Annotated in this window: 20 protein-coding genes; 10 read left to right on the top strand and 10 right to left on the bottom strand. The window is 75.1% G+C overall.

Annotation, left to right across the window (positions count from 1 at the left end; genetic code table 11):
• Window positions 1–143 precede the first annotated feature (143 nt).
• The 3 genes from IE180_RS13160 to IE180_RS37355 all read left to right on the top strand — a co-directional run bounded on the left by IE180_RS13160 (window position 144) and on the right by IE180_RS37355 (window position 5,282).
• Complete coding sequence (locus tag IE180_RS13160) at window positions 144–3,005, top strand: SCO1167/SCO6262 family helicase (protein ID WP_190157037.1); 2,862 nt, start codon at window positions 144–146, stop codon at window positions 3,003–3,005.
• Complete coding sequence (locus tag IE180_RS13155) at window positions 3,002–4,273, top strand: SWIM zinc finger family protein (protein ID WP_190157036.1); 1,272 nt, start codon at window positions 3,002–3,004, stop codon at window positions 4,271–4,273. The genes IE180_RS13160 and IE180_RS13155 overlap by 4 nt, the downstream gene beginning before the upstream one ends.
• A gap of 208 nt (window positions 4,274–4,481) precedes the next feature.
• A complete protein-coding gene (locus IE180_RS37355; protein ID WP_190157035.1) occupies window positions 4,482–5,282 on the top strand; it encodes a chaplin in 801 nt (266 codons plus the stop codon).
• 45 nt (window positions 5,283–5,327) lie between these two features.
• On the opposite strand, the gene IE180_RS13145 is transcribed toward IE180_RS37355, so the two are convergent.
• The 3 genes from IE180_RS13145 to IE180_RS13135 all read right to left on the bottom strand — a co-directional run bounded on the left by IE180_RS13145 (window position 5,328) and on the right by IE180_RS13135 (window position 7,769).
• Window positions 5,328–6,017, bottom strand: a complete 690-nt coding sequence (locus IE180_RS13145) for a DUF2293 domain-containing protein (protein WP_190157034.1) — start codon at window positions 6,015–6,017, stop codon at window positions 5,328–5,330.
• Window positions 6,018–6,030: 13 nt separating this feature from the next.
• A complete protein-coding gene (kilB, locus tag IE180_RS13140; RefSeq protein WP_190157033.1) occupies window positions 6,031–6,489 on the bottom strand; it encodes a plasmid transfer protein KilB in 459 nt (152 codons plus the stop codon).
• A 68-nt stretch (window positions 6,490–6,557) separates the two neighbouring features.
• Entirely contained in the window at window positions 6,558–7,769 is a 1,212-nt protein-coding gene (locus IE180_RS13135; RefSeq protein WP_190157032.1) for a pyridoxal phosphate-dependent aminotransferase, read from the bottom strand.
• Between the two features lie 84 nt (window positions 7,770–7,853).
• Here IE180_RS13135 and IE180_RS13130 point away from each other — a divergent pair, with 84 nt between their 5' ends.
• Entirely contained in the window at window positions 7,854–8,483 is a 630-nt protein-coding gene (locus IE180_RS13130; protein ID WP_190157031.1) for a winged helix-turn-helix transcriptional regulator, read from the top strand.
• A gap of 194 nt (window positions 8,484–8,677) precedes the next feature.
• Here IE180_RS13130 and IE180_RS13125 read toward each other — a convergent pair whose 3' ends face one another.
• The 3 genes from IE180_RS13125 to IE180_RS13115 all read right to left on the bottom strand — a co-directional run bounded on the left by IE180_RS13125 (window position 8,678) and on the right by IE180_RS13115 (window position 10,319).
• Window positions 8,678–9,025 carry a MerR family transcriptional regulator gene (locus tag IE180_RS13125; RefSeq protein ID WP_190157030.1) on the bottom strand — a complete coding sequence of 116 codons (348 nt, stop codon included), beginning with the start codon at window positions 9,023–9,025 and terminating at the stop codon, window positions 8,678–8,680.
• A 26-nt stretch (window positions 9,026–9,051) separates the two neighbouring features.
• On the bottom strand, window positions 9,052–9,804 hold the full coding sequence (locus tag IE180_RS13120) for an SDR family NAD(P)-dependent oxidoreductase (protein ID WP_190157029.1): 753 nt from the start codon (window positions 9,802–9,804) through the stop codon (window positions 9,052–9,054).
• A gap of 98 nt (window positions 9,805–9,902) precedes the next feature.
• Window positions 9,903–10,319, bottom strand: coding sequence for a VOC family protein (locus tag IE180_RS13115; RefSeq protein WP_190157028.1), 417 nt, complete (start codon window positions 10,317–10,319; stop codon window positions 9,903–9,905).
• A gap of 113 nt (window positions 10,320–10,432) precedes the next feature.
• On the opposite strand from IE180_RS13115, the gene IE180_RS13110 reads away from it, so the two are divergent.
• Window positions 10,433–11,068, top strand: a complete 636-nt coding sequence (locus IE180_RS13110; RefSeq protein ID WP_190157369.1) for a nucleoside/nucleotide kinase family protein — start codon at window positions 10,433–10,435, stop codon at window positions 11,066–11,068.
• A 158-nt stretch (window positions 11,069–11,226) separates the two neighbouring features.
• On the opposite strand, the gene IE180_RS13105 is transcribed toward IE180_RS13110, so the two are convergent.
• Together IE180_RS13105 and IE180_RS13100 are read right to left on the bottom strand one after the other, a co-directional pair.
• A complete protein-coding gene (locus IE180_RS13105) occupies window positions 11,227–12,141 on the bottom strand; it encodes a carbohydrate kinase family protein (RefSeq protein ID WP_190157027.1) in 915 nt (304 codons plus the stop codon).
• Entirely contained in the window at window positions 12,138–13,058 is a 921-nt protein-coding gene (locus IE180_RS13100; protein ID WP_190157026.1) for a pseudouridine-5'-phosphate glycosidase, read from the bottom strand. The genes IE180_RS13105 and IE180_RS13100 overlap by 4 nt, the downstream gene beginning before the upstream one ends.
• Before the next feature lie 273 nt (window positions 13,059–13,331).
• Here IE180_RS13100 and IE180_RS13095 point away from each other — a divergent pair, with 273 nt between their 5' ends.
• The 4 genes from IE180_RS13095 (at window position 13,332) to IE180_RS13080 (ending at window position 17,869) form a co-directional block, all read left to right on the top strand.
• Window positions 13,332–13,688, top strand: coding sequence for a cupin domain-containing protein (locus IE180_RS13095; protein WP_093876650.1), 357 nt, complete (start codon window positions 13,332–13,334; stop codon window positions 13,686–13,688).
• 364 nt (window positions 13,689–14,052) lie between these two features.
• On the top strand, window positions 14,053–15,420 hold the full coding sequence (locus IE180_RS37170; RefSeq protein ID WP_190157025.1) for a discoidin domain-containing protein: 1,368 nt from the start codon (window positions 14,053–14,055) through the stop codon (window positions 15,418–15,420).
• Entirely contained in the window at window positions 15,420–16,814 is a 1,395-nt protein-coding gene (locus tag IE180_RS13085; RefSeq protein ID WP_190157024.1) for an MFS transporter, read from the top strand. Before IE180_RS37170 ends, IE180_RS13085 begins: the two co-directional genes overlap by 1 nt.
• 47 nt (window positions 16,815–16,861) lie before the next feature.
• Entirely contained in the window at window positions 16,862–17,869 is a 1,008-nt protein-coding gene (locus tag IE180_RS13080; protein ID WP_229860462.1) for a TolB family protein, read from the top strand.
• A 15-nt stretch (window positions 17,870–17,884) separates the two neighbouring features.
• On the opposite strand, the gene IE180_RS13075 is transcribed toward IE180_RS13080, so the two are convergent.
• Together IE180_RS13075 and IE180_RS13070 are read right to left on the bottom strand one after the other, a co-directional pair.
• A complete protein-coding gene (locus tag IE180_RS13075; protein ID WP_190157023.1) occupies window positions 17,885–19,186 on the bottom strand; it encodes an MFS transporter in 1,302 nt (433 codons plus the stop codon).
• 65 nt (window positions 19,187–19,251) lie between these two features.
• On the bottom strand, window positions 19,252–19,830 hold the full coding sequence (locus IE180_RS13070; RefSeq protein WP_190157022.1) for a methylated-DNA--[protein]-cysteine S-methyltransferase: 579 nt from the start codon (window positions 19,828–19,830) through the stop codon (window positions 19,252–19,254).
• A 277-nt stretch (window positions 19,831–20,107) separates the two neighbouring features.
• Here IE180_RS13070 and IE180_RS13065 point away from each other — a divergent pair, with 277 nt between their 5' ends.
• On the top strand, window positions 20,108–21,022 hold the full coding sequence (locus tag IE180_RS13065) for an MHYT domain-containing protein (RefSeq protein WP_190157021.1): 915 nt from the start codon (window positions 20,108–20,110) through the stop codon (window positions 21,020–21,022).
• Window positions 21,023–21,065: the final 43 nt, after the last annotated feature.

Below are 21,065 nucleotides of genomic sequence, written 5' to 3'. Positions count from 1 at the left end.
CAGGCCACCATGCCGTCGGCGGGCAGTGCTGTCATCCGTTGTTGGGCCGCCCGGGGGAACCGCCCGACGGTCGTTGTCAGACCCCACCCGTAAGGTCGGAGGTCCAGTGGGGGAGCGACACACAGCGGGAGGGGAACACAACCGTGGCACACACCTGGACGACCAGCGCCGCCGTCTTCCTGCCCGCCGCCCTTCCCCGTGACGGCCGGATCGCCTTCTGGGCCCCCGACGGCGGCGCGCCGCCGGACCCGGCGGCGAGCGGGGCGGAGCGGGTCGAGCTGACCGTGGCCCGGCGGCACGGCAGCGGTGCCCGGGGCCGCTCCGTGCCCGCCGTGACCCTGCCCGTCGAGGCCGCGCTGCCGCACCTCGTCGCGGCCCGCCACCACCCGGCCGCGCACCCCGCCACCGCCGGCTGGGGCGCCGCCGCCCTGCACGCCCTGCACCTGGCCGCGCGCGGACGGGTGCTGCCCGGACTGACCGCCGACGACCTGGACGCCTGGCGGGCCGGACCGCTGGACGCCGAGGACATCGCCCATCTGCGGGCCGTCGCCGCCGCCCTGCCGTACGAGGGGTACGCCGTGCCGGTGCCGGGGCGCGGCCCGCTGCGGCTGCCCGAGCCCGAGGCCCTCGTGCGCGCCTTCCTCGACGCGGTCGCCGACATCCTGCCCCGGACCCCGGCCGCCGCCCACGCGGTCGGCGCGCCGTTCGCGGCGCGCGCGCCGCAGCACCTGCCCCGCGCGCGTGCCTGGGCCGCCGAGGCGGCGGCCGGGATGGACGCCGGGGTGCGGGTCTCGCTCCGCCTGGACCTGTCACCGTACGAACTCTTCGACGCGACGGACACCACGGGCACCGCCGGCCCGGGCGGCGAAGGGGACGGGGATCGCCACGCCGCCGCCGCGCTCCTCCAGGTCCACAGCCTCGCCGACCCCACCCTCGTCATCGACGCCGCGGACCTGTGGGCGGGGGACGGCGAGCACTTCGGGCCCCGCGCCCGGATCGACGCAGTCCTCGCCCTGCGCCGGGCCGCCCGCGTCTGGTCCCCGCTCTCCCGTCTCCTGAAGCGGGACGTGCCCGACGTCCTCGCCGTCTCCGAGGACGAGTTGTACGAACTGCTCGGGCCGGCCGCCGCCCGCCTCGCCGACGCCGGGGTCGCCCTCCACTGGCCGCGGGAACTCGCCCGCTCCCTCAGCGCCTCCGCCGTCGTCCGTCCCGCGCACGCCGCGCCGGGCTCCGCCACCGACGGCACCTCCTTCTTCGACAGCGAGGAACTCCTGCGGTTCAACTGGCAGCTGGCGCTCGACGGCGATCCGCTCACCGAGCGCGAGATGGACCTCCTGGCCGAGACCCACCGGCCCATCGTGCGCCTCCGCGACCAGTGGGTCGTCGTCGACCCCGCCCTCGTCCGCAAGGCCCGCAAGCGGGAACTCGGCCTGCTCCAACCGGTCGACGCCCTCGCCGCCGCGCTCACCGGCACCGCCGAGGTCGACGGCGAGTCCGTCCCCGCCGTCCCCGTCGGAGCCCTCGCCGCGCTCCGCGACCGGCTCCTGGCCGGCCCCGAGGACGTGCAGGCGCCCCCCGGCCTCACCGCCACCCTGCGCGACTACCAGCTCCGCGGCCTCGCCTGGCTGGACCTGATGACCTCCCTCGGCCTCGGCGGCTGCCTCGCCGACGACATGGGACTCGGCAAGACCGTCACCCTCATCGCCCTCCACCTGCGCCGCGCCCGCCGCGCCCCCACCCTCGTGGTCTGCCCGGCCTCCCTCCTCGGCAACTGGCAGCGGGAGGTGCGTAAGTTCGCCCCCGAGGTGCCCGTCCGGCGCTTCCACGGCACGGACCGGGACCTCGACGGCACCGAGGGCGGCTTCGTCCTCACCACCTACGGCACCCTGCGCACCAGCGCCGCCCGGCTCGCCGAGCGGGAGTGGGGGATGGTCGTCGCCGACGAGGCGCAGCACGTCAAGAACCCCTTCTCCGCGACCGCCAAGGCGCTGCGCGAGATCCCCGCCCCCGCCAGGGTCGCCCTCACCGGCACCCCCGTGGAGAACAACCTCTCCGAGCTCTGGGCGCTCCTCGACTGGACCACCCCCGGGCTCCTCGGCCCGCTCAAGGCCTTCCGCTCCCGCCACGCCCGGGCCGTGGAGAACCACGAGGAGGTCGAGCACGAGGAGGCCGTCGAGCGGCTCGCCCGGCTCGTGCGCCCCTTCCTGCTGCGCCGCCGCAAGTCCGACCCCGGGATCGTCCCCGAACTCCCGCCGAAGACGGAGTCCGACCATCCCGTCGCCCTCACCCGCGAACAGGCCTCGCTCTACGAGGCGGTCGTCCGCGAGACCATGGCCCGCATCGAGGGCGCCGAGGGCATGGCCCGCCGGGGCCTCGTCATGAGCCTGCTGACCTCCCTCAAGCAGATCTGCAACCACCCCGCGCAGTACCTCAGGGAACAGGCACCGCGCGGCAGCGGCACCGCGCGGCTCGCCGGTCGCTCCGGGAAGCTCGCCCTGCTCGACGAGCTCCTCGACACGATCCTCGCGGAGGACGGGTCCGTGCTCGTCTTCACCCAGTACGTGTCGATGGCGCGGCTCCTCGCCGACCACCTGGCCGCGCGGGGCATCCCCGCCCAGCTCCTGCACGGGGGAACGCCGGTGGCCGAGCGGGAGCGGATGGTCGACCGCTTCCAGGCCGGTGAGGTCCCGGTCTTCCTGCTCTCCCTGAAGGCCGCGGGCACCGGCCTCAACCTCACCCGGGCCGGCCACGTCGTCCATTACGACCGCTGGTGGAACCCGGCCGTCGAGGAGCAGGCCACCGACCGGGCCTACCGCATCGGGCAGACCCAGCCGGTGCAGGTCCACCGGCTCGTCGCCGAGGGCACCGTCGAGGACCGCATCGCCGAGATGCTCCGCGCCAAACGGGCCCTGGCCGACGCCGTCCTCGGCTCCGGCGAGGCCGCCCTCACCGAACTCACCGACCGGGAGCTCGCCGACCTGGTGTCCCTGAGGAGGCCCTCGTGAACCGCGCAAGGGGCGCCCGGGGCGCCGCCCCCCGGCACGACGACCGCCGTCGCAGCTTCCCGCAGGTCGCGCCGCGCTCGGCCCCCGACGGCCGGTTCGCCGCCACGTGGTGGGGGAACGCGTGGGTGGCCGCCCTGGAGGCCACCGCCCTCGACGCGGCCCGTCTCGCACGGGGCAAGGCGTACGCCGGGCGCGGCCACGTGGACGCGATCACGGTCACCCCGGGCCGGGTCGTCGCCTACGTCCACGGCAGCCGGCCCCGCCCGTACCGCACCGAGATCAGGATGCGGACCCTCGGCGACGACGGCTGGGAGCGGTTCCTCGACGAGGCCGCCGCCCGCCCCGACCACATCGCCGCCCTCCTCGACAAGGACGTGCCGCACGCCCTGGAGACGGTCACCGGGCTGCTGCCCGCGCCGGGCGACCTCGTCCCCGACTGCTCCTGCCCGGACGACGGCTACCCCTGCAAGCACGCCGCCGCCCTCTGCTACCAGGCCGCCCGCCTCCTCGACGAGGACCCGTTCGTCCTCTTCCTGATGCGCGGCCGCGGGGAGCAGGAGCTCCTCGCCGAGCTCACCCGGCGGAACGCCGCCCGGGGCGCCGCCGAGGCGGGTGCCGCGGCCCCGCCGATGCCCACGGTTCCCGCCCGCATCGCGCTCGACGCGGCCACCGGGGCCGGGCTCCCGCCGCTGCCGCCCGAGCTGCCGGTCCCGGACCGGCCCGGCCGCCCGGCGGTCTTCCCACCGGACCCGGACGCCCCCGATCCGCTCGCCCTCGACCTCCTCGCCACCGAGGCCGCCGCCCGCGCCCACGCCTTCCTCGCCACCGGCCACGACCCGGTCGCCGCGCTCACTCCCTGGCAGGACGCGGTCCGGCTGGCCGCAGCGCACCCCGGCTCCGGACTCACCGCCTCGTCGCGCGCGCTCTACCGCGACCTGGCGGGCGCCCTCGACCGCACCCCCACGGAGCTCGCCCGTGCCGTCGCCGCCTGGCGCCAGGGCGGCGCGGCGGGCCTCGCCGTCCTCGAAGAGCCCTGGGACCCGCCGGCCGGTCCGTTCGACCGGGCCAGACCCGCCCTGCTCGCCGCCGACTTCCCCGCCTTCCGTCCCTGGCGCAACCGGCTCTCCGGCGAGTCCCTCCAGCTCCGGCTCGGCCGTGACGGCCTGTGGTACGGATACGAGTCGGACGCCGGCCGCGAGGACTGGTGGCCGCGTGGCACCCCCGACCCGGACCCGGTGGGCGCCCTCACCGATCTCCTGGGGCGCTGACGGGCGTTGGCGGGTGTCGGCGGGTGGGGACGGGCGTCGAAGAGGCTCGGCAGGGGGTGAAGAACGTCGAAGGGTGTTGACCCGACACTCGAACGGAGTCCCACTCGATGGAGTGAAACCCGTCAACGGCCGGATCCGGCACACGCGTTTGTCGCGTTGATTCCGGTACGGGCACTTGCCCGTGCACACATCCGGAAGGCAGGAAGCCATGAGGCAGATTCGCCGAAGTGGTCTGGCCACGCTGTTGGTCACGGGCGGAGCGCTCGCCCTCTCGGCGGGCGCCGCGCACGCCGAAGCCGGCGCCGAGGGCGCCGCGATCGGTTCGCCGGGAGTCGGTTCCGGCAACACGATCCAGCTGCCGGTGCACGTGCCGGTCAACGTCTGCGGCAACACGGTCAACGTCGTCGGACTACTCAACCCGGCCGCGGGCAACAGCTGCGCCAACCGCTCCGCCGACCGCGAGACCGGGGGCTACGGGGACGAGAAGGGCGGAGGCTCCCACAAGGACATGCCCGCCACCCCGCGCGGCGGCGAGCAGGCCGGCGGCTCCTCCCACGGGGGCTCCTGGACCGGCTCCCACGGCGGCGCCTCCAACGGCGGCGGCTCCACCGCCGAGACCCACGCCCAGGGGTCCCCCGGCGTGCTCTCCGGAAACGGCATCCAGCTGCCCGTCGACCTGCCCGTGAACGTCAGCGGCAACTCGGTCAACGTGGTCGGCCTGCTCAACCCGGCCATCGGCAACACCGCGGTGAACGGGCCGGCCAAGCCCCAGCAGCCGATCGAGACGCCGACGCCGCGCCCCCAGACCCCCGTGCGGAACGTGCCGGGGCCGCGGGCCGAGACCGTGACGCCCGCCCCGGCCCCCGCGCCGCAGGGCGAGACGAGCACGGCCTCGCTGGCCGCCACGGGTTCGGACGCCATGGGCTACGCCGGTTCCGTGAGCGCCGCACTGCTCCTCGGCGGTGCCCTGCTGTACCGCCGAGGCCGCCACGCCGGCGACCGGGTCTGAGGTCGGTTCTCCGAGGGCCGGCCGACGCGGCTGACGCCCGAGCCGTCAGCCGCGTTCCCGGCCGCTCGTGGTCCCGCCGTCCTGGCGCCAGGTCCGGAGCACCGCCTCGATCGCGGGAGCGACCCTCGTCCGGGCCTGGTGCCGGGGGACCCCCTGCATCAGCAGGGAGTCGTACGGCGTGTCGACGTGCCGTACGGAGGCTCGTACCGCGGCGGTGACCGCGCCGCGGTCGAGGGAGCGGCCCGCGGCCGTGCGCCCCACCCGTCCGCTGCCCTTCGCCGAGGCGTGGACGGCGATCTCCGTGGCCCGGTCCGCCGGGCAGGACGGGAAGAGCCGCAGGATCTCCGCCAGGAGCGCCGCGGTGATCCCGGCGTCGACGGCCGCGCGCCGCACCGCGTCCCGGGCCCGCCGCGCGGCCCGCGCCTCGGCGTCCTCCAGGCAGGCCCGTTCCGCCTCCGCGAGGGCGGCCTCCTCGACGAGCAGGCCCTGACGCTCGTACCGCGTGCGGCGCCGGTTGTGCCGTACGACCACGGCCCAGAGCGTGCTGGCCTCCCGGGCACGGCGGGTGAGCGCCGTGTCGCCCCGGCGCAGGAAGACCAGATGGCCGAGGTCGGCGCAGTCCAGACAGACCGGCGCGTTGAACTCGACGATCATCCGGTCCAGCGGCCCCCGGTGGCATTCCGAGCAGCGGCGCCGGCGGAGCGGTTCGACGACGACGGGGGCGACGAGGTCCACGGCCGGTCCCCGGTCAGCGGAGGCTGGGCCCGGCGGCGGCGATGAACACGGCGAGCGCCTCTTTCGCCTGTTCCGAGCGGCGGGCGCGTTCCGCCTCGTCGTCGGCCTCGTGAATGCAGTGGGATTCCACGAAGGCCTCTTCGGCGAGGCGCCGGACCCGCGGGTCGTCACACACCAACTGGACGCGGAAGAGGGCCTGTCGGGCGGCGGTGCGCTGCCGGTAGGAGGCGTGCCGGGAATTTTCCGCCTCCTGCGAGCCGGGCTGCCGGAGCGCCCGGAACCAGCGGTCGTTCTGACTGTGCCGGTAGTCGACGACGGCGCCCGCGAAGGCGCTGTAGGTCGCGATCCGCTCCTGCCGGAGCTGTTCGGTGCGGGCGAGGGCGGCCGTGCGCTCGGTGGCCCTCCCCTGGAACCAGTGGGTGAAGACGACGCCCAACAGGGTTCCCGCCACGGCTATCAGCGCCGCATCCATGACCGGCCGCCCTCCCGTTTCCCTCGGCGTTCAGACCCGTAGATCATGACAGCACGAGGGGCCCGACGTCACTGCCGGTAGCCGCTCAGGAATCGGCCGATGCGGCTGACGGCGGCGTCGAGGTCGTCGGCGTACGGCAGGGTCAGGATGCGGAAGTGGTCCGGGCGCGGCCAGTTGAAGCCGGTGCCCTGCACGACCTGGATCTTCTCCCGCAGCAGCAGGTCGAGGACGAACCTCTCGTCGTCGTGGATCTTGTGCACGGCGGGATCGAGGCGGGGGAAGGCGTACAGCGCGCCCTTCGGCTTCACGCAGGAGACGCCCGGGATCTCGTTGAGCTTCTCCCAGGCCCGGTCGCGCTGTTCGCGCAGCCGGCCGCCCGGGGCGCACAGCTCGTGGATCGACTGCCGGCCGCCGAGCGCGGCCTGGATGGCGTACTGGGCGGGGGCGTTGGGGCAGAGCCGCATGGAGGCCAGCATCGTGAGGCCCTCCAGGTAGTTCCTGGCGTGCTGCTTCGGGCCGGTGACGACCAGCCAGCCGGAGCGGAAGCCCGCCACCCGGTAGGTCTTGGAGAGGCCGCCGAAGGTGAGGACGACCAGGTCGGGGGCGAGGGAGGCGATCGGGTGGTGGACGGCCTCGTCGTAGACGATCTGGTCGTAGATCTCGTCGGCGAGCACCATGAGGTTGTGGCGGCGGGCGAGGTCGAGGACGCCGTCGAGGACCTCCTTCGGATAGACCGCGCCGGTGGGGTTGTTGGGGTTGATGACGACGACGGCCCGGGTGCGGTCGGTGATCTTCGACGCCATGTCGTCGAGGTCCGGGTACCAGTCGGCCGACTCGTCGCAGAGGTAGTGCACGGGCTTGCCGCCCGCGAGGGTCGTGACGGCCGTCCACAGGGGGTAGTCGGGGGCCGGGATCAGGACCTCGTCGCCGTCCTCCAGGAGAGCCTGGGTGGCCATCGAGATGAGTTCGGAGACGCCGTTGCCGAGGTAGACGTCGTCGACGTCGACCCCGGTCAGTCCCATGGACTGGCAGCGCTGGGCGACGGCGCGGCGGGCGGACAGGATGCCGCGCGAGTCGGTGTAGCCGTGGGCCTTGGGGAGCATCCGGATCATGTCCTGGACGATCTCCTCGGGCGCCTCGAAACCGAAGAGCGCGGGGTTGCCGGTGTTGAGGCGCAGGACGCTGTGGCCCGCCTCCTCCAGGGCATTGGCCTGCTCGATGACCGGGCCGCGGATCTCGTAGCAGACCTCGCTCAGCTTGCTCGACTGCCGGAACTCCATGCGCCGACCTCCCCAGAAGTGTTGTTGCTTGGTTTTACCAAGTTCGAGCTTGGAAAGTCCAACAACATGTCTAGACTGCGTCGCATGCCACGTCAGCCACGCCGCCGCAGCTATGACCAGCACTGCGCCGCCGCGCGCGCCCTCGACCTCGTCGGCGACCGCTGGACCCTGCTCGTCGTCCGCGAACTCCTCGCCGGGCCGCGCCGCTACACCGACCTCCACGCCGACCTGCCCGGCGTCAGCACCGACGTGCTCGCCGGCCGCCTCAAGGACATGGAGGGCGCCGAACTCGTCATCCGGCGCCGACTGCCCCCGCCCGCCCCGGCGCACGTGTACGAACTCACCCCGCGCGGACGCGACCTGCTGCCCGTCCTGCGCACCCTCGCCGCCTGGGGCGCGCCCGAACTCGGCGAGCCGCGCCCCACCGACGCCGTCCGTGCGCACTGGTACGCGATCCCGCTCCTCGGCGCGCTGACGGAACTCGGTACCGGGGTCGTCCAAGTGACCCTCGACGAGGGCGAGTTCCACGTACGCCTCGGGGCCGACGGCAGCGTGGCCTACGGGGACGGAGGAGCGGACGCGCCCGACGCCCGGCTGCGGACCGACACGGCGACCTGCAGGGCCCTCGCCGCGGGCGAGCTGACGCTCGGCGAGGCGGTGGAGTCGGGCCGCGCGGTGCTCGAACGGCCGGCGCCGGTGGCCGCGCGGGGCTGAGCACGGGACGGCCGCACAGGCCCGTGCGGTGGGCCCTGGGCTCGGACCGGGCCGGGCTGAGCGGTGTCGGACCGGGCCGGGCGGTGTCGGGCCGGACTGAGCGGTGTCGGGCCGGGCGGTGTCGTGCCGAGCCAGGCCGGGCGGTGCAGTGCCGGGCCGGGCCGGAGTCCGGTCCCGTGCGGCGAGGCCCCGGCTCAGGACCGGGCGGCCAGCGCCTTCGCCAGGCGGTCGCGGGCGGCGGTCTGCGCCGCGATGCGCGCGTCGATCACGGCGAGGCGCTCGCGGGCGATCTCCAGGGCGCGGGCGGACGGCGGAGCCGCGGACACGTCCCCGTCCAGGCAGGTGCGGAACGCGGAGACGTCGTCCAGCGTGAACCCCGCGTCCAGCAGGTACCGGATGTTCGACACCCGGGTGACGGCGACCTCCTCGTACACCCGGTACCCGTTGGCCGCGCGGGCCGACGTGATCAGCCCCGCCTGCTCGTAGTGCCGCAGCGCGCGGGCCGACACCCCGGTCCGCCGGGCCAGTTCACCGATGCGCAAGGGCGCCACCTCCCCGCGCAGTCGTATCACGAGACCAGCGCGCCCCCGTCGACGGGCAGGACGGTGCCGGTCAGGAAGGCGGCGTCCGGAGCGGCGAGCGCCGTGATCGCCCAGGCGACCTCCTCCGGTCGTCCGATCCGCCCCAGCGGGGTGTGCGCCAGCTGCCGGTCCCGCACGGCCTTCCGCTGCTCCGGGGTGAGGCCCATGTGGTCCGCGATCGGGGTCTCGATCGCACCGGGCGCGACCGCCACGACCCGGACGCCGGCCGGCGCGAGTTCCAGCGCCCAGCAGCGGGTGAGGGTCTCCAGGGCGCTCTTGGTCGCCGGATAGACGGAGCCGGCGGGCCAGCCGCGCTGGCCGATCGTCGTCGTCACGTTCACCACGACGCCCCGGGACTCCCGGAGCGCGGGGACGGCCGCCTGGGCGAGCAGGACCGGGGCGACGAGGTTCGTCTCCAGGAGCGGGGCGATCACGGAACGGTCGAGGGTCCCGAGGGGGCCGCCGGCGGAGATCCCGGCGTTGTTGACGAGGACGTCGAGCCGGCCGTGGTCCGTCAGCGCGGCGCGGACGATCTCCTCGGCCGCGCCCTCCGCCGTGACGTCGGCGGCGAACGGGCGGATGCCCGGGTGTCCCTCGGCGGTCTCCCGCAACGGCTCCTCACGGCGGCCGACGGCGACGACCGTCGCCCCCTGCGCGGCGAAGGAGCGCGCGGTGGCCCGGCCGATGCCGGTGCCCGCGCCGGTGACGACGACGACCCTGGTGGGTGGGGTGGTGTCCATGGATCCGATGGTCGGACCCTGACGCCAGTGACAGGGTCAAGCCCGGCTCGGTGCTCCGGCCGGACCGGTCTTCGAACCGACCCGGCGCTCGGGCCGGCTCAGCGCTCGGGGCAGAGGAACTCCAGCCGGTTCTCGTGGCAGTCGGCGACGTAGAAGCGACGGTGGCCCGGGAAGTTGTCGTCCCAGGTCACCTCGACGCCCCGGGCGGTCAGCCGCTCGGCCAGGCCGTCGAGGTCGGCGACCAGGATGCCCGGGTGTCCCTTGCGGGCCGGCCGGAAGTCCTCCTCGACGCCCAGATGGATCTCCAGCGCGTCCGAACGCACCCACAGCCCGCCGCGCGCCGCGAGGACCGGGGGCTTGCGGATCTCGGTCATGCCGAGGACGTCCACGTAGAATCGACGGCACGCCTCCTCCTCGCCCGGCGGCAGGGAGAGCTGCACGTGGTGCAGTCCGAGGCCGAAGGGCGTCGTCGCCTCCGTGGTCTCGTAGGGCAGTGCTTCCTGACGCAGGCTCATGGGGGAACGGTTCCTCTCCTCCGCGGGTGCCGTGCGGTCGCGCGGCCAGGTCACCGTAAGGCCGGGGCGTCGGCCGGTACACGTCAGGGGGAGCGACGGGCAGGATGAGCGGGATGCGATACGAGGCGATCACCTGGGACCGGCTGGCGGAGGGACTCGCCCGCCACCTCGACACGTCACCCGCCGCCGCGGGCGACGCCTGGCTCAAGGTGGGCGTCGACGGGCCGCCCGCCGCGCCCGGGGACGAGTTCGCCGGGCTCCTCGCCGAGGCCCTGCGCACGCGCGGGCGAGCGGTCCACGTCGTGGGGACCGGTGGCTTCCTGCGGCCCGCGTCCCTGCGGTACGAGTACGGCAAGCAGGACCCCGACGCGTACTACAGCGGGTGGACCGACACCGGGGCCCTGTGGCGGGAGGTCTTCGGCCCGCTGGAGCCCGGTGGCAGCGGGCGCGTGCTGCCGGATCTGTGGGACCCGGCCACGGACCGCGCGACCCGCAGCCCGTACGTCACGCTGCCGCCGCGCGGGGTGCTCGTGCTGCACGGGCCCTTCCTGCTCGGCCACTGGTTCCCCTTCGACCTCGCCGTGCACCTGCGCCTCTCGCCCGCCGCCCTCGCCCGGCGCACGGAGGAGTCCTGGACCCTGCCCGCTTTCGCCCGGTACGAGACGGAGGTCGGTCCCACCGAGGCGGCGGACGTCGTCGTGCGGGCGGACGACCCGCGCCACCCGGCCTGGACGGGACTCAGGCCGTAACGCCCGGCTCCAGCGGCGAGTCCGGGTCCCGGCAGCCCGGCAGCCCGGCAGCCCGGCAGCCCGGCAGCCCGGCAGCCCGGCAGCCCGGCAGCCCGGTAGCCCGGTAGCCCGGCAGCCCGGTAGCCCGGTAGCCCGGTGCCTCGGCGACCGTCCCGCCGTCAGTCGGTGACCGGGCCCTCCGAGGGTCTGCCGCCCACGGTGGTGACCGCCTCCGCGCCCGCGCGGCAGCCCGCCTCCGCGGCCCGCACCGGGGCCGCGCCCCTGAGCCGTGCGGCCAGGAACGCCCCGGCGAACGCGTCGCCCGCGCCCGTCGAGTCCACGGGCCGCACCGGTGGCGCCGCCACCCGCGCGGTGACCGTGCCGCCCTCGGCGACCAGCGCGCCCGCCGCCCCGAGGGTGACCACGACCAGCGGGAAACGACGGCTCAACTCCGCTGCCGCCGCCTCCGGTTCGCCGCACCCGGTGAGCGACCGGGCCTCGTCCGCGTTGGGCAGCAGGGTCTCGGCGCCCTCCGCCGCCGCGAGGAAGCGGTCCGCTCCCAGCTCCGCCAGGAACCCCGCCGAGGCCGGGTCCACGCTCACCGGGACCCCCGCGTCCCGTGCGTCCCGCAGCGCCCGCCGGGCCGTCTCGCGGCTCGGCGCGGCGAAGAACAGGTACCCCGAGAGGTGCAGCCGGGCCACGCCGTCGAGCAGCCCCGCGGACCAGTCGGCGGGGGAGAGGCGCAGCGCGGCGCCGCTGTCCGTCAGGAAGGTGCGCTCCGACGAACCGTCCACCAGCGCGATCACGGTGGCCGTCGCCGCGTCCGCGTCCGGGACGAGCAGGGGGCGCACGCCCGCCCCGCGCAGCGCACGCTCGTGCCAGCCGGCCGCGTCCGTCCCCACCCGGCCGAGCAGCCGCACGTCGCCCCACCCCGAACGTACCGCCCAACAGGCGGCGTTGGCCCCGGCACCGCCCGGCAGGGTCCGGATCTCCGCCGCCGTGTCCGTGGCGGGAGCGAGCGGGGTCCGGTGCCGGGCGACGACGTCCGTGACCACGTCCCCGACGACCAGCAGCGCGCCTCCGGCCCGGGTCACCGGCCGTCGGCGCCGGTCGCGTACGCCCCCGCGATGCTCGCGGCGAGCCGCACGTTGCCGCGCACCGCCGCGAGGTTGGCCTCCAGGGACGCTCCTTCCGTGTGCACCATCAGGTATGCGAGGAGGAACGGCGTCACCGCCTGCCCGGTGATCCCCTTCTCCTTCGCCGCCGCCAGGCCCCGCGCGAGCACCCGGTCGTGCAGGGCGGGGTCCAACTGCTCGGCCTGCGGCACCGGGTTGGCCACCACGAGCGCGGCTCGCGGGCCGTCGAGCCCGTCCTGCGCCCGCATCACCCCCGCCACCTCCTCCGGGGTGCGCAGGGTCCAGTCGACGGGCTCGCCCGAGGAGGAGAGGTAGAAGCCGGGGAAGCGGTCCGTGCCGTAGCCGACGACCGTCACCCCCAGCGTCTCCAGGCGCTGGAGCGTCGCGGGCACGTCGAGGATCGACTTGACGCCGGCGCACACCACGGTGATCCCGACCCGGGCGAGCAGACGCAGGTCGGCGGATTCGTCCTGTGTCGCGCTCCACTCGCGGTGCACGCCGCCGAGCCCGCCCGTCGCGAACACCCGTACGCCGGCCGCGTCCGCCAGCCGGGCCGTCGCCGAGACCGTCGTCGCCCCCGTCGCCCCGGTCGCCAGGGCGGGCGCCAGGTCACGGTGTCCCAGCTTCCGCACCGACGGGTCCTCGGCGATGCGGGTCAGGGCCGGCCGGTCGAGGCCGATCCTGGCCGTGCCGTCGATGACCGCGATCGTGGCGGGGACGGCGCCTCCGGCCCGTACGGACTCCTCCAGCTCCACCGCCACGGCGAAGTTGCGCGGGCGCGGCAGGCCGTGGGCGATGAGCGTCGATTCCAGCGCGACGACGGGCCGGCCCTCGTGGAGCGCTTCCCGTACCTCTTCGGACACCTGTGTGGGCATGGGTGATTCCTTGGCGCGCTCACCGGCCCCGCAAACCTCGCCGGCGACCTCCTGCCACACCCGGGCGAGCACCTGCGGAATCCGTGACGGAGCGCCGGACGGAAGCGGCGGCGACGGCCGCGACACCCTGGGGCGCTGCGACGGAGGCCCGGTGCGGATTTCGTCGCCTTTCTCGTTCCCGGCATCACCCCTGGTGGGGGTTGAAACGGAGGCTTCCCTTCCATGTGATCCCGGCCTTGGAGGGCCTCCGGGGCCCGGCTACAGTCACCGCCCATGACGACTCATGACCTGCCCTCCTTCGCCGTGCACATCCCCGACGCGGAGCTCGAGGCCGAGCCCCTCGACCCCGGCCAGATCGTCTCCGGCACGCCCGAGGTGACGGGCAAGGTGCTGTGGGAGTCGGCCGACGGCAAGCAGCTGCGCGGCATCTGGCAGATCACGCCCGGCGTCGTCACCGACACCGAGGCCAACGAGCTCTTCGTGGTGGTCTCCGGACGGGCGACCGTCGCCGTCGAGGGCGGCGACACCCTGGAGATCGGTCCCGGCGACGCGTGCGTGCTGCGGGAGGGCGACCGGACGACCTGGACCGTGCACGAGACCCTCCGCAAGGCGTACCACATCAGTCTCTGAGGGCCCTCCCCGCTCCGGGCCGAAGTCCTCGGGGGTCCTCCGAGGCCCGGGCCGAAGGCCGGTCGAGCCCCTGAAATCCGGCCGGGGGAGGGGGAACCGGGAGTCTGGTAGGAAACCTTACTATCCGCTATTCTCCCCGGCAGCGGCTTGGCGCGGCGCCCCGTCCGAGGGGCGTGACGCGCTCAGCGAGAGCTCTGACCCGGCCGCCGGGCACCACCCCGCCGTGGGGCGCCGCACCGCCACCCGGCCGGCCGCCCGTGTCCGTCCCCACGGCACGGGCGCCCCGGCCCGCGCCCGCGGCCGGTCCGTGGTGCCCCGCACCGGTGTCCAGCTCTCGCCGACCCCCAGGCCAGGGAGCCCAGGTATGCGCCCGTTCGCCTCCGCCCCGCCCCGCCGCACCACCGACCGACTGCCCCTCGTCCTCGCCGCCGTGCTGCTGCTCGTCGGCGGGCTCCTGCTCGCCCTCCCGGACCGGGCGGGAGCCGCCGCCGACACCCTGATCTCCCAGAGCAGGCCGGCCACCTCCTCCTCCGTCGAGGACTCCACCTTCGGCCCGGAGAAGGCCTTCGACGGCGTCTCCACCACCCGCTGGGCCAGCACCGAGGGCGTCGACCCGCAATGGATCAAGGTCGACCTCGGCCCCTCGGCCACCGTCTCCCGCGTCAAGCTCGTCTGGGAGGCCGCCTACGCCAAGGCCTACCGCGTCGAGATCTCCGCCGACGGCACCACCTGGACCCGCCTCGCCACCGAGACCGCGGGCAACGGCGGCACGGACGACTGGACCGGGCTCACCGGCACCGGCCGCTACCTGCGCGTCTACGGGACCGCGCGCGGCACCTCGTACGGCTACTCGCTCTACACGGTGGAGGCCTACGGCACCACCCCCACCACCCCCACCCCCACCCCCACTCCCACCACGCCCCCGCCCACCGGCGCCTTCACCGTCGTCGCGGCCGGCGACATCGCCGCCCAGTGCACCGCCTCCAGCAGCTCCTGCGCCCACCCGAAGACCGCCGCGCTGGCCCAGCGGATCGCGCCGTCCTTCTACCTGACGATGGGTGACAACCAGTACGACGACGCCCGTCTGTCGGACTTCCGGAACTACTACGACAAGACCTGGGGCGTCTTCAAGGCGCAGACCCGGCCCGTGCCCGGCAACCACGAGTCCTACGACCCGGCCGGCGCGTTCTCCGGCTACAAGTCGTACTTCGGCGCGATCGCCTACCCCCAGGGCAAGCCCTACTACAGCTACGACCAGGGCAACTGGCACTTCGTCGCCCTCGACTCCAACACCTTCGACGACGCCGCGCAGATCCAGTGGCTCAAGGACGACCTCGCGCGGAACACCAAGGGCTGCATCGCCGCCTACTTCCACCACCCGCTGTACTCCTCCGGCGGCCACGGCAACGACCCCGTCTCCAAGCCCGTCTGGCAGATCCTCTACGGGGCCAGGGCGGACCTCGTCCTCAACGGACACGACCACCACTACGAGCGCTTCGCCCCGCAGGACCCGAGCGGACGGGCCACCGCCGACGGCATCGTCGAGATCGTCGGCGGCATGGGCGGCGCCGAGCCCTACGACATCGAGACGGTCCAGCCCAACAGCCAGAAGCGGATCAGCGGAACGTACGGCGTCCTGAAGCTGGACCTCACCGACACCACCTACACCTGGCAGTACGTCGGCACCGACGACCAGGTCAAGGACTCCGGCCCGACCTACACCTGCCACTGATGTACCTCGCGACCACCGGTCGCCGCGACGCGCCGCCCCGCCCCGCCGGGGCCCGGCGGCGCGTCCCCGGCACCGTCCTCGTCCTCGGCACGGTCAGCCTCGTCACCGACGTCTCCTCGGAGATGGTGACCGCCGTCCTGCCGCTGTACCTGGTGCTCGGACTCGGCCTCTCCCCGCTCCAGTTCGGCCTCCTCGACGGCCTCACCACCGGCGCCACCGCGCTCGTACGGCTCCTCGGCGGCGTCGGCGCCGACCGGGGCGGCCGCCACAAACAGGTCGGCGGCCTCGGCTACGCCCTCTCCGCCTGCTCCCGGCTCGGCCTCCTCCTCGCCGGCGGGGCGACCGGCTGGATCGCCGGAGCCCTCGCCGTCGACCGGCTCGGCAAGGGCGTCCGCACCGCGCCCCGCGACGCGCTCATCACCCTGCACAGCCCGCCCGAGGACCTCGGCCGGGCCTTCGGCACCCACCGTGCCATGGACACCACCGGCGCCCTCCTCGGGCCCCTCGCCGCCTTCGCCCTGCTGTGGGCGACCGCCGAGACGTACGAGACGGTCTTCGCCGTCAGCTTCTGCGTCGGCGCGTTCGGCGTGCTGGTCTGGCTGCTCCTCGTCCCGGGGCGACCGAGGGACCCGGGCCGGCTGCGGAACCCCGGTGAGCCGCTCGACTCCGGCGGGCAGCAGGGCCCCGGCGGGCAGCAGGGCCCCGGCCGACCGCGGGACCTCGACGGGCCGCGGGACCCCGCCCGGCCGCGGGACGACCGTGACGCGCGGCCGAAGGCACCGGCGGCGCCACGCGCGCGTGGCGGCCTCCTCGCGGTACCGCGCTCACCCGCGTACCGCCGGATCGTGCTCTGCGCCGCCCTCCTCGGCGCCGCCACCGTCGGCGACTCCTTCCTCTACCTGCTGCTCCAGCGGCGCCTCGACCTCGACGCCACCTGGTTCCCGTTCCTGCCGCTCGGAGCGGCCGCCGTCTATCTGCTGCTCGCCGTCCCGGCGGGCCGCCTCGCCGACCGCGTCGGGCGCCGCCGGCCCCTCCTGTACGGGCACGGGGCCCTGCTCCTCGCCTACGGACTGCTCCTCGTCCCCGTGCCCGGCGCGGCGGCCCTCGTGGGCGTCCTCGCCCTGCTCGGGATCTTCTACGCCGCCACCGACGGCGTCCTGATGGCCCTCACCGGACCGTTCCTCACCGAAGGACGGCAGGCCGGCGGCCTCGCGGCCGTCCAGACCGCGCAGGCGCTCGCCCGGCTCGGCGCCACCGTCGCCTTCGGCGCCGTCTGGACGGCGAGCGGGCCGGAGACGGCCCTCGTGGCGGCGCTCCTGGCCCTCGCGGCGGCCCTGGTCTGCGCCGCCCGCCTGCTGCCGGCCGGGCCGGCCCGCGAAGGAAGTTCGACATGACCGTCCTGGAGGGGGGCACGACACGGCCGCCCCGAAGGGAGCCCGGCGTGAACCGTCCCCGATGGGAGCTCGACGTGAACACCCCCGCCTCCACGCGCACGCGCGTGTGGATCCTCGTCCTCGCCCTCCTGCTGCTCGGCGGCGGGGCCACCGCCTACACCCTCCGCGCCGCCTCCGGGCGGACCGCCGCCACCGGCACCGCCGAACCCGGCTTCACCCTCGACGGCGGCACCGGCGCGCTCTACGTCCGCGACGCCGCGAGCGGGCGCGTCGCGCGCGTGGACCCGGCCGCCCCCGGCGGCCGGGTGGCGGGCGGACCCTCCTGCGACCGCTTCCACGCGGCCGGCTCCACCGCCCTCTGCCTGCAGCGGCGGCCGGGCGTACCGGCCCGCTCGTACGTCCTCGTGCTCGACGGCCGGCTCCGCGAGGTCCGCCGCATCGCCCTGCCCGGCATCCCCAGCCGGGCGAGGGTCTCCGCCTCGGGACGCATGCTGTCCTGGACGATGTTCGCCACCGGCGACTCGTACGCGCGCTCGGCCTTCTCCACCCGCACCTCGATCCTCGACCTGCGCACCGGCTACCTGGTGAAGAACATCGAGCAGCTCCCGCTCACCCTCGACGGCCGCCGCCACCACGCCCCGGACGTCAACTACTGGGGCGTCACCTTCGCCGCCGACGACAACCGCTTCTACGCCACCGTCGCGACGGGCGGCCGCACCCACCTCGTCGAGGGCGACATGCGGAACTGGTCCGCCAGGGCCCTGCGGGAGAACGTCGAATGCCCCTCGCTCTCCCCCGACGGAACCCGGATCGCCTTCAAGAAGCGGGTCTCGGACGGTCCGCGCGAACCATGGCGGCTGTACGTGTACGACCTGCGCACCGGACGCGAGCACCCCGTCGCCGAGCGGCGCGGCATCGACGACCAGGCACTGTGGACGGACCAGAAGACCCTCGCGTACGGATACGGGGGAGCGGTCTGGTCGGTGCCCGCCGACGGCACGGGCACCCCGCGGCGACTGGCCGACGGGGCCTCGTCCCCCGCGGTGCCGCGCTGAGACCGGACGGTCCGGTCAGACCTTCCGCAGGGCGCCCCGCAGCGCGAGCGCCGCCATCGGCAGCAACAGGCAGGCGGCGATCGCGTTCAGCGGCCCGTAGCCCGCCTGCGAGACGATCAGGCCCGCCGCGAGGCCGCCGATCCCGGCGGCGGTGTTCATCACGAAGTCGGAGAGTCCCTGGACGGCGGCCCGCGCGGCCTGCGGCACCGAGTCGGTGAGCAGCGCCGAGCCGGACACCAGCCCCGCCGACCAGCCCAGACCCAGGACGAAGAGGCCCAGCGCGATCCGGCCGTGCGACGGTCCCGCCGTGCCCGCGACGAGCGCCGCCGTACCGATGAGGCCGACCGCGAGCCCGATCACCGAGAGCCGGCCGAGGCGGTCGGACAGCCAGCCCATCAGCGGTGAGAAGGCGTACATCCCGGTGATGTGCCCGCTGATCACGAGTCCGATCAGCTGGATGTCCGCGCCGTGACGGGTGAGCGCCACCGGGGTCATCGACATGATCGACACCATGGCGGTGTGCGAGCCGGCGATGGTGACCAGGGCGATCCGGGCCCGCGGTGACTTCCGCACCGCGTCCATCCCGGCCCGCAGGGAACGGCCCTCCTCCGCCTCGCCCGTTCCGGCGGCCGACAGGGCACGGGCGGTGAGCAGCGGGTCCGGACGCAGCAGCACGGCCACCACGGCCGCCGCGAGCACGAAGACGCCGGCGGCCCAGACGAACGGGCCGGCGGTGGCCGGGACGCCCAGGTCCGCGACGCTCTTCCCGGCGGGCGCGGCGACGTTCGGGCCGAGCACCGCGCCGATCGTGGTCGCCCACACCACGGTGGAGATGGCCCGGGCCCTGCGGTCCGGCTCGGCGAGGTCGGCGGCGGCGAAGCGGGCCGCCAGGTTCGCCGAGGAGCCGGCGCCGAAGCCCACGAGGCCGACGAGCAGCAGGGGGAAGTTCCCGAGGACCGCCCCGAGCACCACCACACCGGCGCCGAGAGCGGCGAGCAGGTACGCGAGGACGAGTCCCGTCCGGCGCCCCCGCGAGGCCATCAGGGTGGCCAGCGGCATGGCGACCAGCGCCGAGCCGGCCACCGACGCCGTCGAGGCGAGGCCGGAGAGCGCCTCGGTGCCGCTGACGTCCCTCGCCAGGACGGCGGCGAGGGCGAAGCCGATGGCGATCCCGAGGCCTCCCAGGATCTGGGTGGCGATCAGTGTGGCCTGGACGCGTCGGCGGAGGGCGGGCAGCTCGGCGGGAGCGACGGGGGCAGCGGGCGCGGATATCTCGCCGGGCACGGCAGCGTCAGGGGCACCGGGGGTGTGGGTCACTTACGTGAGTGTGCCAGCCGTCCCATCCGAGGGGAACGCCCCCTCTTCCCCGGGGCCGCCCGAGCTCAGAAGAGCGGCGCCGGCAGCACCCCCTCCAGGGCCAGCAGCTGCCGCTTCGTCTCCAGACCGCCGCCGAAGCCGCCGAGACCGCCGTCGCTCTCCACCACCCGGTGGCAGGGCACCACGACCGGCAGCGGATTGGCACCCATCGCCGCCCCGACCGCCTGCGCCGCGCCCGGCTGCCCCACGCGCCTCGCCAGCTCCCCGTACCCGACGACCGTTCCGTACGGAACGCCCGCCGCCAGCTCGCGCAGCACCTGCCGGTTGAAGCCGGTCGTCAGGCTCCAGTCCAGCGGCAGGTCGAGGCGGTCCGGCTCGCCCGCGAAGTACCGGTCGAGCCGGCGTACCGCCTCCGCCAGCCGTCCCGAGGCGCACTCCACCGGCTCCGCGCCGAGCTGCCCCGCCAGCCGGTCGGGCATCCGCTCCCGCCGCGCCGCGTCGGCGTGGAACTCCACCCGCACGAGCCCCCGCCCGGTCGCGGCGAGGAAGAGCGGCCCGACGGCGCTCTCCACGACCGTCCACTCCACCGTGCCGGCCCGCTCCCGGCAGCCCGGCCCCGCTGCCGCCCCCGTGTCGATGTCCATGCCGCCCACGGTACGACCCGCCACCGACAACGGGGCCCGGAACCGCCGCCCGGCCCCGACCCGACGCGGACGAGCCGGTCCGGGACGGTCGCGCCCCACCCGGCCCGGAGCCGTTCCCGAGATCACGGACCGGTCTCGCTCCGGTCTCGCGCATGGAAATTCCCCGGTCACATGGTCGCCGGGCTCCCGGCGCGCCATAATCTCGCCCCGGTAGTACTACCCAGCGGTACCGACTGTTTTCGGACGACGTTGCACCAGGGGTGGAGGGCACACGCTCATGCAGGGCACGGTCGACGGATTCAGCTACGGGCTCGTCACGCCGGTGGCCGCCTTTCTCATGGCCTGCCTCGGCGGCGCCCTCGGTCTGAGGTGCACCACCCGATCGCTCCGGCACCGGGACACCTTCAAGGCGGGCTGGCTCGCCCTCGGCGCCACCTCGATCGGCACCGGCATCTGGACGATGCACTTCATCGCCATGATGGGCTTCTCCGTCGAGCAGGCGCCCATCGACTACGACCGCCCCATCACCTTCGCCAGCCTGGGCGTCGCCGTCCTCATGGTCGGCATCGGCATCTTCATCGTCGGCTACCGCGGGGCGACCGCCCTCACCCTGATCACCGGCGGCACCATCACCGGCCTCGGCGTCGCCACCATGCACTACCTCGGCATGGCCGGTATGCGCTTCCAGGGCCGGATCGAGTACGACACGGTCACCGTCGCCTTTTCCGTGGTCATCGCCGTCGTGGCCGCCACGGCGGCCCTCTGGGCGGCCGTCTCCGTACATGGATTTCTGGCCAGCCTCGGCGCGAGCCTGGTGATGGGCGTCGCCGTGAGTGGTATGCACTACACCGCCATGGCCGCCGTCAGCGTCCACCTGCACGGCACCGGGGCCCGCGCCGGAGCCGACGACCCCGCCTCCTCGCTCCTCCTGCCCATGCTCATCGGCCCGGCGGTCTTCCTGATCCTGGCCGCCGTCGTCGTCATGTTCGACCCGCTGCTCGTGATGGGCGACCCGGACTGGCAGCGGCCCGCCGCCCGGCCCCCCCACCGCCCCGGCGTCCCCGCGCCGCGCCACGTCCCGTCCTCCTACGGCGAGCCCGCCAACTGGAACGCCCGCCCCGCCGGCCGCCCCGCCGGACGAGTCGCGCGCAGGGCCGTCCCGCGCGGCGGGCACCGCTCCCAGGACTGGTGACGGGCCGCCCGGCGCCCGAGCGGTGAACCGATCACCGCCCGAG

The organism is Streptomyces litmocidini (assembly GCF_014649755.1).
In the GTDB taxonomy this organism is placed as follows: domain Bacteria; phylum Actinomycetota; class Actinomycetes; order Streptomycetales; family Streptomycetaceae; genus Streptomyces; species Streptomyces litmocidini.
Note: the sequence above shows the minus strand (reverse complement) of the source record. Positions and strands in the feature narration are given on the sequence as shown.